This window comes from Streptomyces sp. NPDC013457 (assembly GCF_043089925.1).
Classification (GTDB): Bacteria; Actinomycetota; Actinomycetes; order Streptomycetales; family Streptomycetaceae; genus Streptomyces.
In genome coordinates this window covers 221,853-236,061 of record NZ_JBICBL010000003.1, presented here as the reverse complement: position 1 = coordinate 236,061, position 14,209 = coordinate 221,853, and the positions used below count along the sequence as shown (strand labels likewise).

The 14,209-nt window shown below is 69.8% G+C and carries 11 protein-coding genes; 4 read left to right on the top strand and 7 right to left on the bottom strand.

Features of this window, described 5'->3' with window-relative positions:
- Position 1 precedes the first annotated feature (1 nt).
- From ACF1G2_RS09895 to coxB, 4 genes are all read right to left on the bottom strand, one after another.
- A complete protein-coding gene (locus tag ACF1G2_RS09895) occupies positions 2-1,255 on the bottom strand; it encodes an Ig-like domain-containing protein (protein ID WP_391797793.1) in 1,254 nt (417 codons plus the stop codon).
- Between the two features lie 120 nt (positions 1,256-1,375).
- On the bottom strand, positions 1,376-1,774 hold the full coding sequence (locus tag ACF1G2_RS09890; RefSeq protein WP_352189325.1) for a cytochrome c oxidase subunit 4: 399 nt from the start codon (positions 1,772-1,774) through the stop codon (positions 1,376-1,378).
- On the bottom strand, positions 1,771-3,507 hold the full coding sequence (gene ctaD / locus ACF1G2_RS09885) for a cytochrome c oxidase subunit I (protein ID WP_391797792.1): 1,737 nt from the start codon (positions 3,505-3,507) through the stop codon (positions 1,771-1,773). Before ctaD ends, ACF1G2_RS09890 begins: the two co-directional genes overlap by 4 nt.
- A complete protein-coding gene (coxB, locus tag ACF1G2_RS09880; protein WP_391797791.1) occupies positions 3,504-4,469 on the bottom strand; it encodes a cytochrome c oxidase subunit II in 966 nt (321 codons plus the stop codon). Before coxB ends, ctaD begins: the two co-directional genes overlap by 4 nt.
- Positions 4,470-4,753: 284 nt before the next feature.
- Between coxB and ACF1G2_RS09875 the strand changes: the two genes are divergently transcribed.
- Entirely contained in the window at positions 4,754-6,136 is a 1,383-nt protein-coding gene (locus tag ACF1G2_RS09875; protein ID WP_391797790.1) for a cysteine desulfurase/sulfurtransferase TusA family protein, read from the top strand.
- Between the two features lie 74 nt (positions 6,137-6,210).
- Here the strand turns inward: ACF1G2_RS09875 and ACF1G2_RS09870 are convergent, their stop codons facing one another.
- Positions 6,211-7,185 carry a carbohydrate kinase family protein gene (locus tag ACF1G2_RS09870; RefSeq protein ID WP_391797789.1) on the bottom strand — a complete coding sequence of 325 codons (975 nt, stop codon included), beginning with the start codon at positions 7,183-7,185 and terminating at the stop codon, positions 6,211-6,213.
- A gap of 132 nt (positions 7,186-7,317) precedes the next feature.
- Between ACF1G2_RS09870 and ACF1G2_RS09865 the strand changes: the two genes are divergently transcribed.
- On the top strand, positions 7,318-7,524 hold the full coding sequence (locus tag ACF1G2_RS09865; protein WP_391797788.1) for a hypothetical protein: 207 nt from the start codon (positions 7,318-7,320) through the stop codon (positions 7,522-7,524).
- 101 nt (positions 7,525-7,625) lie between these two features.
- On the top strand, positions 7,626-9,077 hold the full coding sequence (locus tag ACF1G2_RS09860; protein ID WP_391797787.1) for a hypothetical protein: 1,452 nt from the start codon (positions 7,626-7,628) through the stop codon (positions 9,075-9,077).
- A gap of 81 nt (positions 9,078-9,158) precedes the next feature.
- Here the strand turns inward: ACF1G2_RS09860 and ACF1G2_RS09855 are convergent, their stop codons facing one another.
- A complete protein-coding gene (locus ACF1G2_RS09855; protein ID WP_018848827.1) occupies positions 9,159-9,515 on the bottom strand; it encodes an iron-sulfur cluster assembly accessory protein in 357 nt (118 codons plus the stop codon).
- A 262-nt stretch (positions 9,516-9,777) separates the two neighbouring features.
- Between ACF1G2_RS09855 and nadA the strand changes: the two genes are divergently transcribed.
- Positions 9,778-10,959, top strand: coding sequence for a quinolinate synthase NadA (gene nadA, locus ACF1G2_RS09850; protein WP_352189332.1), 1,182 nt, complete (start codon positions 9,778-9,780; stop codon positions 10,957-10,959).
- Between the two features lie 67 nt (positions 10,960-11,026).
- Here nadA and ACF1G2_RS09845 read toward each other — a convergent pair whose 3' ends face one another.
- Positions 11,027-14,185: an efflux RND transporter permease subunit gene (locus ACF1G2_RS09845; RefSeq protein ID WP_391797786.1), complete on the bottom strand. Its 3,159-nt coding sequence runs from the start codon at positions 14,183-14,185 to the stop codon at positions 11,027-11,029.
- Positions 14,186-14,209: the final 24 nt, after the last annotated feature.

Below are 14,209 nucleotides of genomic sequence, written 5' to 3'. Positions count from 1 at the left end.
CTCAGACGAGAGGCCTCAGCCGGGTCGGGTCCGGCTGGTGGGCGGCGCTCTTGGTGTCCGCGACCAGGGCGCTGCCCTCGCGCCACTTGTCCCAGGGCAGGTTCCAGTCGCCGAATCCGTTCCCGAACGGGTCCATCGTGTCGCCGATGCTGTTGACGGTCTGCACGATGTCGCCCGGACGGACGGTCTCGAAGAACCAGGCCGCGTTCCCCGTCGACATGCCGACACAGCCGTGGCTGACGTTCGCGAACCCCTGCGAGCCCACGGACCAGGGCGCGGCGTGGACGTACTCGCCGCTCCAGGTCACCCGTGTCGCGTAGTAGACGGGCAGGTCGTACGACTCGGAGCTGCCCTCCGCGATGCCGACGCTGGTGCCGCGCATCCGGACGAAGTACTCCTTGCCGAGGATGACTTTGATGCCGTTGCGGGTGGAGAAGCCCGGTTTGCCGGTGGTCACCGGCATGGTCTTGATCACTTCTCCGTTGCGCCGCACGGTCATGGAGAACGTGCCGGCGTCCGCGACGGCCTCGATCCGGTCGCCGATCGTCAGCTCGAGCGGCTTGGAGTCCCCGCCGTACAGCTTGTCGCCGACCTTGACGCCCGCCAGGTTGGCGGTGGCCGTGATCGCCGCGCCGGCGGGCCAGTACTCCTTCGGACGGAAGTGCAGTTTCCGGTCGTCGACCCAGTGCCAGGATCCCTCGACGGCCGGGGTGGAGCGCACCTTCAGCGCCCGTTCGACGACCGCGCGTGCCTTGCGGTCCTTGACGGGGAGGCTGAGGTCGGCCGTGATGGGCTGTCCGACGCCGTACTTGCCCGCCTCCGGGCCGAACGCGACCGTCAGGGCCCGCTTGGCCGGGGCCGTCTCGAAGGTGAACGTGCGGGTGCCGGGGGCCCCGTCCTCGTCCTCCGTGGACACCTTGACGGTGTAGGTCGCGCCGGCCGTCAGGGAGCCCGTGGAGCGCCAGAGACGGCCGTCGGCGGTCAGTTCGCCGGCCAGGTGGTGCCCGGTCGCGTCGACGGCCGTCACGTCCGTGATGCGGCCGTCCGCGCCCTTGGCCGTGATCTCCAGGGCCTTGTCCGGGTCGGCCTTCTTGCCGTCGGTGGGGGCGCTGAAGGCGACCTGCTCCGCCGCGTCGTAGGGCTTGGCGGAGAGCGGATTGCCGTCGGTGCCCGCGCAGGCACCGGCGCCGGCGGTGACCAGGAGGGCCAAAAGGGTGCAGCTCAGAACAGTCCGAATGCGCGGCGTGTCGTTCATGACATCACCGTAAGAACAATCCTCGCGGCCAGCGCGCCGAGTGCTGCAAACGAGGGGCCCGGACACTTCGGGTGACGAAGTGTCCGGGCCCCTCGGGGTGTTGCGGGGCGCCTCTACGGGCTACTGGTTCTGGTTCTCACCGCGGTAGAACTCGAACACCCAGCCGAACAGGCCGACCAGGATCAGCGGAGCCGAGAAGTACAGGATCCACCAGCCCATCGCGACGGCCAGGAAGGCGAGCGCGCCACCGATGGCGAGCGAGAGCGGCTGCCAGCTGTGCGGGGCGAAGAAGCCCACCTCGCCGGCCTCGTCCGCGACGTCGGCCTCCTTGTCGTCCTGCGCCATCGCGTCGACCCGCCGGGCCGTGAAGGCCAGGTAGTAGCCGATCATGATGGCGAGGCCGAAGGCCAGGAAGAGCGCCGTGGTACCGACCGGCTCCTTCGACCAGACGCCGTAGAGGATCGCCATGGCGAGGATGAAGACGCTCAGCCAGATGAACATCTTGCCCTGGATCTTCACTTGCCGGCCTCCTTGCTGCCGGTGAGGGCCTCGGCCTCGTGCGGCTTGTTCTCGAGCTGGTCGAGAGCGGCGATCTCAGGGTGGTGCAGGTCGAACGCCGGGGATTCGGAACGGATCCGCGGCAGGGTGAGGAAGTTGTGCCGCGGGGGCGGGCAGGAGGTGGCCCACTCCAGCGAACGGCCGTAACCCCACGGGTCGTCGACCTCGATCTTCTTGCCGTACCTGGCGGTCTTCCAGACGTTGTAGAGGAACGGCAGGATCGACAGGCCGAGCAGGAACGAGGAGATCGTCGAGATCGTGTTCAGCGCGGTGAAGCCGTCGGCCTCGAGGTAGTCCGCGTAACGGCGCGGCATTCCCTCGGCACCCAGCCAGTGCTGCACCAGGAACGTGCCGTGGAAGCCGATGAAGAGCGTCCAGAAGGTGATCTTGCCGAGCCGCTCGTCCAGCATCTTGCCGGTGAACTTCGGCCACCAGAAGTGGAAGCCGGCGAACATCGCGAAGACCACGGTGCCGAAGACGACGTAGTGGAAGTGCGCGACGACGAAGTACGAGTCGGAGACGTGGAAGTCCATCGGCGGCGAGGCCAGGATGACGCCCGTCAGGCCACCGAAGGTGAAGGTGACCAGGAAGCCGATCGTCCAGAGCATCGGTGTCTCGAAGGACAACGAGCCCTTCCACATCGTTCCGATCCAGTTGAAGAACTTCACACCGGTCGGTACGGCGATGAGGAACGTCATGAAGGAGAAGAACGGCAGGAGCACGCCGCCCGTGACGTACATGTGGTGGGCCCACACGGTCACGGAGAGACCGGCGATCGCGATGGTCGCGGCCACCAGACCGATGTAGCCGAACATCGGCTTGCGGCTGAAGACCGGGATGACCTCGGAGACGATGCCGAAGAACGGCAGCGCGATGATGTACACCTCTGGGTGTCCGAAGAACCAGAAGAGGTGCTGCCACAGCAGCGCGCCGCCGTTGGACGCGTCGAAGACGTGCGCGCCGAACTTGCGGTCGGCCTCCAGCGCGAAGAGCGCGGCGGCGAGGACCGGGAAGGCGAGCAGGACCAGCACACCGGTCAGCAGCACGTTCCAGGTGAAGATCGGCATGCGGAACATCGTCATGCCCGGAGCGCGCATGCAGATGATCGTGGTGATGAAGTTGACCGAGCCGAGGATCGTGCCGAAGCCGGAGAAGGCCAGACCCATGATCCACATGTCCGCGCCGACACCCGGCGAGCGGACGGCGTCCGACAGCGGGGAGTAGGCGAACCAGCCGAAGTCGGCCGCACCCTGCGGGGTGAGGAAGCCGGCCACCGCGATGATCGAGCCGAAGAGGTACAGCCAGTACGCGAACATGTTCAGCCGCGGGAACGCCACGTCGGGCGCGCCGATCTGCAGCGGCATGATCCAGTTCGCGAATCCGGCGAACAGCGGCGTCGCGAACATCAGCAGCATGATCGTGCCGTGCATCGTGAACGCCTGGTTGAACTGCTCGTTCGACATGATCTGCGTGCCCGGACGGGCCAGCTCGGCGCGCATGAAGAGCGCCATCAGGCCGCCGATGCAGAAGAAGACGAACGACGTGACCAGGTACAGCGTGCCGATCGTCTTGTGGTCGGTGGTGGTCAGCCACTTCACCACCACATTGCCGGGCTGCTTGCGGCGTACCGGGAGCTCGTTCTCGTACGAGTCCTCAGCCGCGGCCGCACCCTGGGGTTCGTTGAGGATGCTCACAGTTGGTTCTTCTCCGCATTCCTGGCCGGGTCCGTCTGCTCAATGCCCGACGGGATGTAGCCGGTCTGCCCCTTCTCCGCCAGCTCCTTCAGGTGCTGCTGGTAGCGCTCCGGGGAGACCACCTTGACGTTGAAGAGCATCCGGGAGTGGTCGACACCGCACAGCTCGGCACACTTGCCCATGAAGGTGCCCTCGCGGTTCGGGGTCACCTCGAAGACGTTGGTGTGACCCGGGATGACGTCCTGCTTGAACAGGAAGGGGACCACCCAGAAGGAGTGGATGACATCACGGGAGGTCAGGACGAACCGGACCTTCTCACCCTCGGGCAGCCACAGGGTCGGGCCCGGGTTGCCGGTCTGCGGGTTCCGGTCGCCGGGGATGCCGGCGTCGTAGACACCGCCGGCGTTCGCCGGGAACTGGTCCTGGTACTTGTCCGGAATGGCGTCGAGGTTGGGGGCCGTCTGAGCGTCACCCGTCACCCCGGGCACGTTCTCGATGTAGTTGAAGCCCCAGCTCCACTGGTAGCCGACCACGTTGATCGTGTGGGCCGGCTTGTCGGAGAGCGAAAGGAGCTTCGACTCGTCGCGCGCGGTGAAGTAGAAGAGCACCGACACGATGATGAGTGGAGTGACCGTGTACAGCGCCTCGATGGGCATGTTGTACCGCGTCTGCGGAGGTACCTCGACCTTGGTGCGGCTGCGCCGGTGGAACATGACGGACCACAGGATCAGCCCCCACACCAGGACGCCCGTGACGAGCGCAGCCGCCCACGAGCCCTGCCACAGGGAGAGGATCGTGGGAGCCTCTTCCGTGACGGGGGTGGGCATACCAAGGCGGGGGAAGTCTTCCCAGTTGTACGAGCAGCCGGTGGCTGTCGCCAGGATCAGGCCCGCAGTCAGCACCTGCGGCAGCTTCCGCCGCATCGGGCGCCGCGACGAGCGGTCGGAGCCGTTGGGACTCACGTAGCGCCTTCCCGAGAGTCTCGGCCCGCGCTGGTCGGCTACGGCCGTCTCGCTGGTCGGTCGCCGCCCCGGCCGCGGGCAGGGGTTTGGATGTTTATGCGGACCAAACCCTACTGGACGCTATTTGGGGTCGCGCGGGGAGGGTGCCCAACGCGCCGTCCGACTCCCCGAAGGGGTGGACCGGCTCCCTCCGCAGGCGGGTCCGGGCCCCCGGACGTGCGGCGATCGACGGCCCGCGCGGGGCATCTGACGGGGGATTACGGAGCGGGGGCTAGCGTGGGCGCGTGCCCTACTTCGACGCCGCGTCCTCCGCCCCGCTCCACCCCGTCGCCCGCCAGGCGCTGCTTGCCTCCCTGGACGAGGGCTGGGCCGATCCCGCCCGGCTCTACCGGGAGGGACGGCGGGCCAGGATGCTGCTCGACGCCGCGCGGGAGGCCGCGGCGGATGCCGTGGGCTGCCGCCCCGACGAGCTGGTGTTCACTCCTTCGGGGACGCGGGCGGTGCATGCGGGAATTGCCGGCGCGCTCGCGGGGCGTCGGCGTGTCGGGGACCGGCTGGTGGTCTCGGCGGTCGAGCACTCCTCCGTACTGCACGCGGGCGAGGCGCACGCCGCGGCGGGCGGTTCGCTGACGGAGGTGCCGGTGGGCCGGTCCGGGGCGGTGGAGGCCGCGGCCTTCGCGGCGGCCCTGGAGCCGGGGACGGCGCTGGCCTGTCTGCAGTCCGCCAACCACGAGGTGGGGACGGCGCAGCCGGTCGCGGAGGTGGCGGAGGCGTGCCGTGCGGCGGGGGTGCCGCTGCTCGTGGACGCGGCGCAGTCGCTGGGCTGGGGGCCGGTGGAGGGGCCCTGGTCGCTGCTGGCGGCGAGTGCGCACAAGTGGGGCGGTCCGGCGGGCGTCGGCCTGCTCGCGGTCCGCAAGGGTGTCCGCTTCTCCGCCCAAGGTCCGGCGGACGAGCGGGAGTCGGGCCGGTCGGCCGGTTTCGAGAACCTGCCGGCGATCGTGGCGGCGGCGGCGTCCCTGCGGGCCGTGCGGGCGGAGGCGGAGGCCGAGGGGGCGCGGCTGCGGGCTCTGGTGGACCGGATCCGGGCGCGGGTTCCGGAGCTCGTCCCCGATGTGGAGGTGGTGGGCGACCCGGTGCGCCGGCTCCCCCATCTCGTCACGTTCTCCTGTCTCTATGTCGACGGAGAGACGTTGCTCCACGAGCTGGACCGGGAGGGTTTCTCCGTTTCGTCCGGTTCGTCGTGTACGAGCTCGACGCTGACGCCCAGCCATGTGCTGCGCGCGATGGGGGTGCTGAGCGAGGGCAACGTCCGGGTGTCCCTGCCTGCGGGCACGGCGGAGGAGGACGTGGACCGCTTCCTGGCGGTGCTGCCGGGGGTGGTCGCGCAGGTACGGGAGCGGCTCGGCGCTCCGGAGGCGGCGACGGAGCCGGGCGTCTCGGGGTCGCTCGTGATCGACGCGCTGGGCAAGCGCTGCCCGATCCCGGTGATCGAGCTGGCGAAGGTGATCGGCGACGTGCCGCTGGGGGGCACGGTCACCGTCCTCGCGGACGACGAGGCGGCCCGTCTGGACATCCCGGCCTGGTGCGAGATGCGCGGCCAGGAGTACGTGGGCGAGGAGCCGTCCCCGAAGGGCGGGTCGGCGTACGTGGTGCGCCGGGTGGCGTAGGGGCTCCGCCCACTCCGCGCCGGGTGGCGTAGGGGCTCCGCGCCCGCTCCGCGACGGCGGAGCCCCTACGGGGGTCAGCTCAGGTGCGCCTGGACCTCGGCCGCGGCCTCGTCGCCGTACGCCTTGGTGAAGCGCTCCATGAAGTTCGCCCGGCGCAGCGTGTACTCCTGGGTGCCCAGGGTCTCGATCACCAGCGTGGCGAGCATGCAGCCGACCTGGGCCGCGCGCTCCAGGGTGACGCCCCACGACAGGCCGGTGAGGAAGCCGGCACGGAAGGCGTCGCCGACCCCGGTCGGGTCGACCTTGGCGTCCTCCTCCGCGCAGCCGACCTCGATGGTCTCCCCGCCCGCGCTCTCGATGCGCACACCGCGCGAGCCGAGCGTGGTGACCCGGTGGCCGACCCGGCCGAGGATCTCCTCGTCGGTCCAGCCGGTCTTGGACTCGATGAGGCCCTTCTCGTACTCGTTGGAGAAGAGGTACGTGGCGCCGTCCAGGAGCGTGCGGATCTCCTGGCCGTCCATGCGCGCGATCTGCTGGGAGAAGTCCGCGGCGAAGGGGATGGCCCGCGCCTTGCACTCCTCGGTGTGGCGCAGCATCGCCTCGGGGTCGTCGGCGCCGATCAGGACGAGGTCGAGGCCGCCCACGCGGTCGGCGACGGCCTTCAGCTCGATCTGCCGGGCCTCGCTCATCGCGCCCGTGTAGAAGGAGCCGATCTGATTGTGGTCCTTGTCCGTGGTGCAGACGAACCGGGCGGTGTGCAGGACCTCGGAGATCCGCACCGAACCGGTGTCGACGCCGTGGCGGTCGAGCCAGGCGCGGTACTCGTCGAAGTCGTAACCGGCCGCACCCACGAGGATCGGGTTGCCGCCGAGCTGGCCCATGCCGAAGCAGATGTTCGGGCCCACGCCTCCCCTGCGGATGTCGAGGTTGTCGACGAGGAAGGAGAGGGAGACCGTGTGCAGCTGGTCCGCGACGAGCTGGTCTGCGAACCGGCCGGGGAAGGTCATGAGGTGGTCGGTGGCGATGGAGCCGGTGACTGCGATACGCACGGCTGGGCGCTCCTGCGGGACGGAAAGGGGTTGACAGTTCACGCTACCGGCTGGAGGCTGTCCTGCCGAACAGTGGAAACTACCTCAGAGTAGGTCTTTTCCCCGGAGGCTTCGCGTGCGTACGGTGCGCGTATGTCCACGTACCCCGCTCCTCGTGAGCATCAGGAGTCCGAGTTCAGCCTGGCCCAGCTGTGCGGCGACAGTGCGCGGATGGCCCCCCACTGGGTGGTGCCCGCGGTCGACGTTCCCGCCAGGGTCTCCCCCGCCCGCATCCACGGCGTCGTCGTTCCGCCCGCCTCGGCGCGGCTGATCGCCGCGACGTCCGAATACGGCTCCTGAGCGACGGAACCACCCGCTCGTCCATTCCGTCCCACTGATGTCCTCCCGGGGCTGTCTCCCGGAAGGACGCCTTCCAGGGGCAGGGACGAAGGAGCGATGCGGTGAGCGGTACGGAGAACCGGCGGATGCGGCACCGGCCGCTGCTCGTGGCCTCGGTGGCGACGGGCGTCCTGCTGGCCGGGGGCGGCGGTGTGTACCTCGCGACCACGGCCTCCGAGGGCGGTGACAGCCGGCCCGCGGGCGCGGCCGCTCCCCCGCCGCTGCGTCTGGACGCCAAGAACGGCACGGGCGGCGTGGACGGTACGGGCGCTACGGACGGTGGGCCCGGCATCGCGCCGGGCGAGCCCGACCCCGGCGGCGGCGGAGCCGTGTACCGGGCCAGGGGACCCCTGCCCGACGGCCCCTCGTCGGCCGCGGTCCACCGGCCCGAGGGCCGGGTCACGGCGGCGGAGGTGACCCGGCTGGCCCGCGCCCTGGGCATCCCGGGCGCGCCGCGCCTCGAGGGCGAGGTCTGGAAGATCGCGCCGGAGAAGGACGGCTCCGGGCTGCGGCTGGACGTGTCGGCCGAGGCCCCCGGCAGCTGGACGTTCTCGCGGTACGAGGGGGGTCCGGCCGGTGACACCTGCCTCAAGGGCAAGGCGTGTCCTCCGCCGGGCGAGGTGAAGCCCCCGAGCGGCGGCCCGGTGAGCGAGGCGGCGGCGAGGGCCGCGGCCACCCCCGTACTGAAGGCGATCGGCCAGGAGGACGCGAAGCTGGACGCGAGCCAGCTGATGGGGGCGGTACGGGTGGTGAACGCCGACCCGGTCGTGGGCGGGCTGCCGACATACGGCTGGTCGACCGGCATCCATGTCGGCCCGGACGGTGAACCGGTCGCGGGAAGCGGGCAGTTGAAGGAGCCGGCGAAGGGGGCCGACTACCCGCTGATCAGCGCGGACAAGGCCCTGGAGGAGCTGAACAAGGCGTCGTCCGGCCCCGGCTCGATCGGCATCGGCGGCTGCGCGACGGATCCGCCGGCCGGCGAGGCGGCCCGGGAGGCCCCGACGGTGACCTGCGAGCCGGGCGCCGAGCCGAAGGAGCTGGCCGTCACGGGCGCGACCCTCGGGCTCGCGGCGCAGTTCGTCGACGGTGAGCGGGCGCTCGTACCGTCCTGGCTGTTCCGGGTGGAGCCGGAGGCCGGGGCGAAGCCCCACACGGTGGTACGGACGGCGGTGGCGCCGGAGCACCTGGCGCCCCCTGCCGAGCCGAGCCCCACGCCGACGCCGGACCCCGGCCAGGGCACGGCACCCGTGCGTCAGATCCAGTCGTACCGGGTCGACGGCACCGGGACGAAGCTCTCGGTGACCTTCTGGGGCGGGGTGTGCAGCACCTACACGGCGACGGCCGGCGAGAGCGCCGACAAGGTCACCGTGCGCGTGACGGAGAAGGCGACGGACCCGGGCCGGGCGTGCATCGCCATGGCGGTCGAGGTGACCCGGACGGTGACACTGGAGCAGCCGCTGGGCGGCCGGACGGTCGTGGACGCGCCGAGCGGGGAGCCCGTTCCGCGCCGGTAGGCACGCGCACCACGTCGTACGTACGAGGGCGGCCGCCCCGGGGACTCCGGGGCGGCCGCCCTCGTACGTACGACTGACGACTCAGCTGAACGAGTCACCGCAGGCGCAGGAGCCCGTGGCGTTCGGGTTGTCGATCGTGAAGCCCTGCTTCTCGATGGTGTCGACGAAGTCGATGGAGGCGCCGCCCAGGTACGGGGCGCTCATGCGGTCGGTGACGACCTTGACGCCGTCGAAGTCCTTGACGACGTCGCCGTCGAGCGAACGCTCGTCGAAGAAGAGCTGGTAGCGCAGGCCGGAGCAGCCGCCGGGCTGTACGGCGACGCGCAGCGCCAGGTCGTCGCGGCCTTCCTGGTCGAGCAGGGCCTTGACCTTGGCCGCGGCGGCGTCAGACAGGAGGATGCCGTCGCTGACAGTGGTCTTCTCGTCCGATACGGACATCTGCTTCTCTCCCGGGTTGTACGGAGACTGCTTGCCGACGGGTCCAACCGGCGGGGCCCCGGATTCATTCCGGGCGAGGCTCGGCCTTCACGTCTTTTCCCCTTCATGCTCGCACACCCGCCCGCCAAGCGGAGAACGGCAAGATCCGAGCCGTCGACCGCGAATTCGTCACATCGACACTATGGACATCGTCAAAGTGACGTGAAGCGGTTATGATAGATAGCGTCATTTAGACGAAAAGCGTTGCCGCAGATAAGAAAGGGTGCGTGACGTGACCACCGCCCAGCCCCTGGACGTCCAGCCGACGCCGCTCGCCCTGCTGCTGCTCGGCCGCGAGGCCGACCCGAAGAGCGAGCGCGGAGTGGAATGTCCCGGCGACCTTCCGTCGCCCTCCGACCCCGACCTGGTGGAGCGCGCCCGCGCGGCCAAGGAGAAGCTCGGGGACAAGGTCTTCGTGCTCGGCCACCACTACCAGCGCGACGAGGTCATCCAGTTCGCCGACGTCACGGGCGACTCCTTCAAGCTCGCCCGTGACGCGGCCGCCCGCCCGGAGGCCGAGTACATCGTCTTCTGCGGTGTGCACTTCATGGCCGAGTCGGCCGACATCCTCACCACGGACGACCAGAAGGTCGTCCTGCCCGACCTCGCGGCCGGCTGCTCGATGGCCGACATGGCCACCGCCGAGCAGGTCGCCGAGTGCTGGGACGTGCTGACCGAGGCCGGCGTGGCCGAGCAGGTCGTACCCGTCTCGTACATGAACTCCTCGGCCGACATCAAGGCCTTCACGGGGAAGCACGGGGGCACGATCTGCACCTCGTCCAACGCCAAGCGCGCCCTCGACTGGGCCTTCGAACAGGGTGAGAAGGTCCTGTTCCTGCCTGACCAGCACCTGGGCCGGAACACGGCGGTGCGGGAGATGGGCATGTCGCTCGACGACTGCGTCCTGTACAACCCGCACAAGCCGAACGGCGGCCTGACCGTCGAGGAGCTGCGGAACGCCAAGATGATCCTGTGGCGCGGCCACTGCTCGGTGCACGGCCGGTTCTCGCTGGACTCGGTCAACGACGTGCGCGAGCGGATCCCGGGCGTGAACGTGCTGGTGCACCCCGAGTGCAAGCACGAGGTCGTCGCCGCCGCGGACTACGTCGGCTCGACGGAGTACATCATCAAGACGCTGGAGGCGGCCCCGGCCGGCTCGAAGTGGGCGATCGGCACGGAGCTGAACCTGGTCCGCCGCGTGGCCAACGCGCACCCGGACAAGGAGGTCGTCTTCCTCGACAAGACGGTCTGCTTCTGCTCGACCATGAACCGGATCGACCTGCCGCACCTGGTGTGGGCGCTGGAGTCGCTGGCCGAGGGCAACCTGGTCAACCGGATCCAGGTCGACAAGGAGACGGAGAGCTTCGCGAAGCTGGCGCTGGAGCGGATGCTGGCGCTGCCGTAACGGTTCTCCGGTAGACGCGCCGAAGGGCGCCCCGCACAGAGCGGGGCGCCCTTCGCCGTGTGGGGCGTCAGATGTCGAGCGCGTCCAGCAGCGTCGCGTCCGCGGGGGTCCCGTCCGGCTGCTCGGGGTTGTCGAGCGTGCCGTCCCGCTTCTTCGCCTTCTTCGCCTTCCTGTCCGCCTTCTTCTTCGCGCGGCGCTCCTTGCGGAGCTCCACCATCGCGTAGAGCGTCGGGACGAGCAGCAGCGTCAGCAGCGTCGAGGTGATCAGACCGCCGATCACGACCACCGCCAGCGGCTGGGCGATGAAGCCGCCCTCGCCGGTGACGCCGAGCGCCATCGGCAGCAGCGCGAAGATCGTCGCCAGGGCCGTCATCAGGATCGGGCGGAGCCGGTGACGGCCGCCCTCGACGACCGCCTCGACGATCCCCAGCCCCTGCGACCTGTACTGGTTGATCAGGTCGATCAGGACGATCGCGTTGGTCACCACGATGCCGATCAGCATCAGCATGCCGATCATCGCCGGGACGCCCATCGCCGTGCCCGTGATCACCAGCAGACCGATCGCGCCCGTCGCCGCGAACGGGATCGACACCAGCAGGATCAGCGGCTGGACGAGCGACTTGAAGGTCGCGACCAGGAGCATGAAGACGATCGCGATCGCCGCGAGCATCGCGAGGCCGAGGTTGACGAACGCCTCGGACTGGTCCTCGGAGACACCGCCGATGGAGGCGGTCGCGCCCTTCGGGAGGTCGAGGGCCGCGATCTTCGACTGGAGGTCCGCGCTCACCGCGCCGGTGTTGTCACCGGTCGGCTTGGCGGTGATCGTCGCGGCCCGCGAGCCGTCGATCCGGGTCATCGAGACGGGACCCGGGACCAGCTTCACGTCGGCGATGTCGCCGAGCTTGACCGGTCCGAGCGGCAGCGCCTTCAGGCTCTCCATCGTGGTGGCCGGCTTCGCCGAGGTCAGGACGATGTCCCGCTCGGAGTCGTCGAGGATCGCCTTGCCCGCCGGGGTGCCGCGGACCGCCTGCGCGACGGCCATGCCGAGCGTCGTGTCGTCGAAGCCGAGGTCCGCGGCCTTCGCGTTGGCCTTGACGGAGATCCGCGGCACGGACTGCGACAGGTCGCTCTGGACGTCGGTGACGTCCTTCAGCTTCGCGACCTCCGCCTTGACCGCCTCGGAGGCCTTCTTCAGGGTGTCCGCGTCGGAGGCCTTGACCACCACGCTCAGGTCCTGGCTGCCGAAGCCGTCGCCCGCCGCGATCGTCGTGTCGCCGATGCCGTCGAGCTCGCCGAGGGCCTTGTCGATGGCGTCACGGGTCTTCTCGTACGACGCCGAGTCGTCCAGCGTGACCTGGTACGAGGCCTGGTTGGCGCCCGTGCCGCCGCCGAAGGCGGCCATGAAGCCCGAGGAGCCGACCGTGACCTGGTAGTTCTTCACCCCGTCGGTGGAGGCGAGGACCTTCTCGATCTTCTTCGCTGACTCGTCGGCGGCCGCGAGGCTGGTGCCGGGAGCCAGCTCCTGCTTGATGCTCAGGACCTCCTGCTCGCCCTGGTCGAAGAAGTTCGTCTTCAGGAGCGGGGCCATGCCGAAGGTGCCGACCAGGACGACGATCGCGATCGCCACGCTGGTGAGCCGGCGCCGGGTCGCGAACCGCAGAACGGGGACGTACAGGCGCTGCAGCCGGCTCCGGCTCTCCTTCTCCTCCGCCAGGCGCCGGGCCTCGTCCGGGTCCTCCGACGTGCCCTTGGGGGCGCGCAGGAACCAGTACGAGAGCACCGGGACGACGGTCAGCGAGACCAGGAGCGAGGCGAGGAGGGCCGCGGAGACCGTCAGGCTGAACGAGCCGAAGAGCTCCCCGACCATGCCGCCGACCAGACCGATCGGCAGGAAGACCGCGACGGTGGTGAGCGTGGAGGAGGTCACGGCGCCCGCGACCTCGCGTACGGCGGTGAGGATCGCCGCCTGGCGCTCCTCGCCGTAGCCGAGGTGCCGCTTGATGTTCTCCAGGACCACGATCGAGTCGTCGACGACCCGCCCGATGGCGATGGTGAGGGCGCCCAGCGTCAGCATGTTGAGCGAGAGGTCACGGGTCCACAGCACGATCAGGGCGAGGACGACCGAGAGCGGGATGGAGACCGCGGTGACCAGGGTGGAGCGGATCGAGGCGAGGAAGACCAGGATCACCAGGACGGCCATGACGAGACCGAGCGCGCCCTCCGTGGTCAGACCGGAGATCGACTTGGCGACCGCGGGGCCCTGGTCGGAGACGACGGTGAGCTCGGCGCCCGAGCCGAGGTCCGCGCGCAGCTCGGGGAGCTTGTCCTTGACCGCGTCCGAGATGGCGACGGCGCTTCCGTCGTTGTCCATGGTGGCCATGACGGCGAGGCTCGGCTTGCCGTCCGTACGGGTGATGGAGACCCGGGAGGCCTCCGTCTGCTTCACCGTGGCCACGTCGGCGAGGCGGACGGCCTCGCCCTTCTCGGGCTTGATGCGCAGGTCCTGGATCTGCTGGAGCGAGGTGAAGCCGCCGCCGACCTGCACCGTGCGGCTCTTGCCGTCCTCGGAGAAGGAACCCGCGGGCACCGTGCCGCCGCCCGACCGGATGGCCTCGGCGAGCTTCATGGTGGTGAGGCCGGCCGCGGCGAGCTTCCTGTCGTCGGGGGTGACGGAGACCTGGAGATCCTGGACGCCGTCGATGGAGACCTGGCCGACGCCGTCGATGTCCTCGAGGGCGGGGACGACCGTGCGCTCCAGCTGGTCGGCGAGCGCCTGCTGGTCCTTGTCGGAGGTGACGGCGAGCACCACGGTCGGGATGTCGTCGGTGGAACCGGCGACGACCTGCGGGTCGACTCCGTCGGGAAGCGCCACGCGGGCCCGGTTCACGGCCTGCTGGACGTCGGCGACGAGCTGCTTGGTGCCCTCGTCGCCGTAGTCGAAGGTGGCCATGATGAGGGCGTTGCCCTCGGAGGCGGTGGAGGTGACGCCCTTGATGCCGTCGACGGCCTTGATGGTGCTTTCGAGCGGTTCGACGACCTGCTTCTCGACCACGTCGGGCGACGCGCCCTGGTAGGGGGCGAGGACCGAGACCATCGGGAGCTCGATCGAGGGCAGCAGTTGCTGCTTCAGCTGCGGGATGGCTATCGCCCCGAAGACGATGGCCACGATGGACATCAGCCCGATCAGGGCCCGTTGCGCGAGGCTGAATCTGGACAGCCAGGACATGGGGTCTCTCTTCTGTGGCGTGCT

Excerpts from the sequence above, each read along its gene's own strand:
- ACF1G2_RS09855 (WP_018848827.1), bottom strand. The coding sequence starts at position 9,515 with ATGTCCGTATCGGACGAGAAGACCACTGTCAGCGACGGCATCCTCCTG.
- ACF1G2_RS09895 (WP_391797793.1), bottom strand. The coding sequence starts at position 1,255 with ATGAACGACACGCCGCGCATTCGGACTGTTCTGAGCTGCACCCTTTTG.
- ACF1G2_RS09865 (WP_391797788.1), top strand. The coding sequence starts at position 7,318 with ATGTCCACGTACCCCGCTCCTCGTGAGCATCAGGAGTCCGAGTTCAGC.
- ACF1G2_RS09845 (WP_391797786.1), bottom strand. The coding sequence starts at position 14,185 with ATGTCCTGGCTGTCCAGATTCAGCCTCGCGCAACGGGCCCTGATCGGG.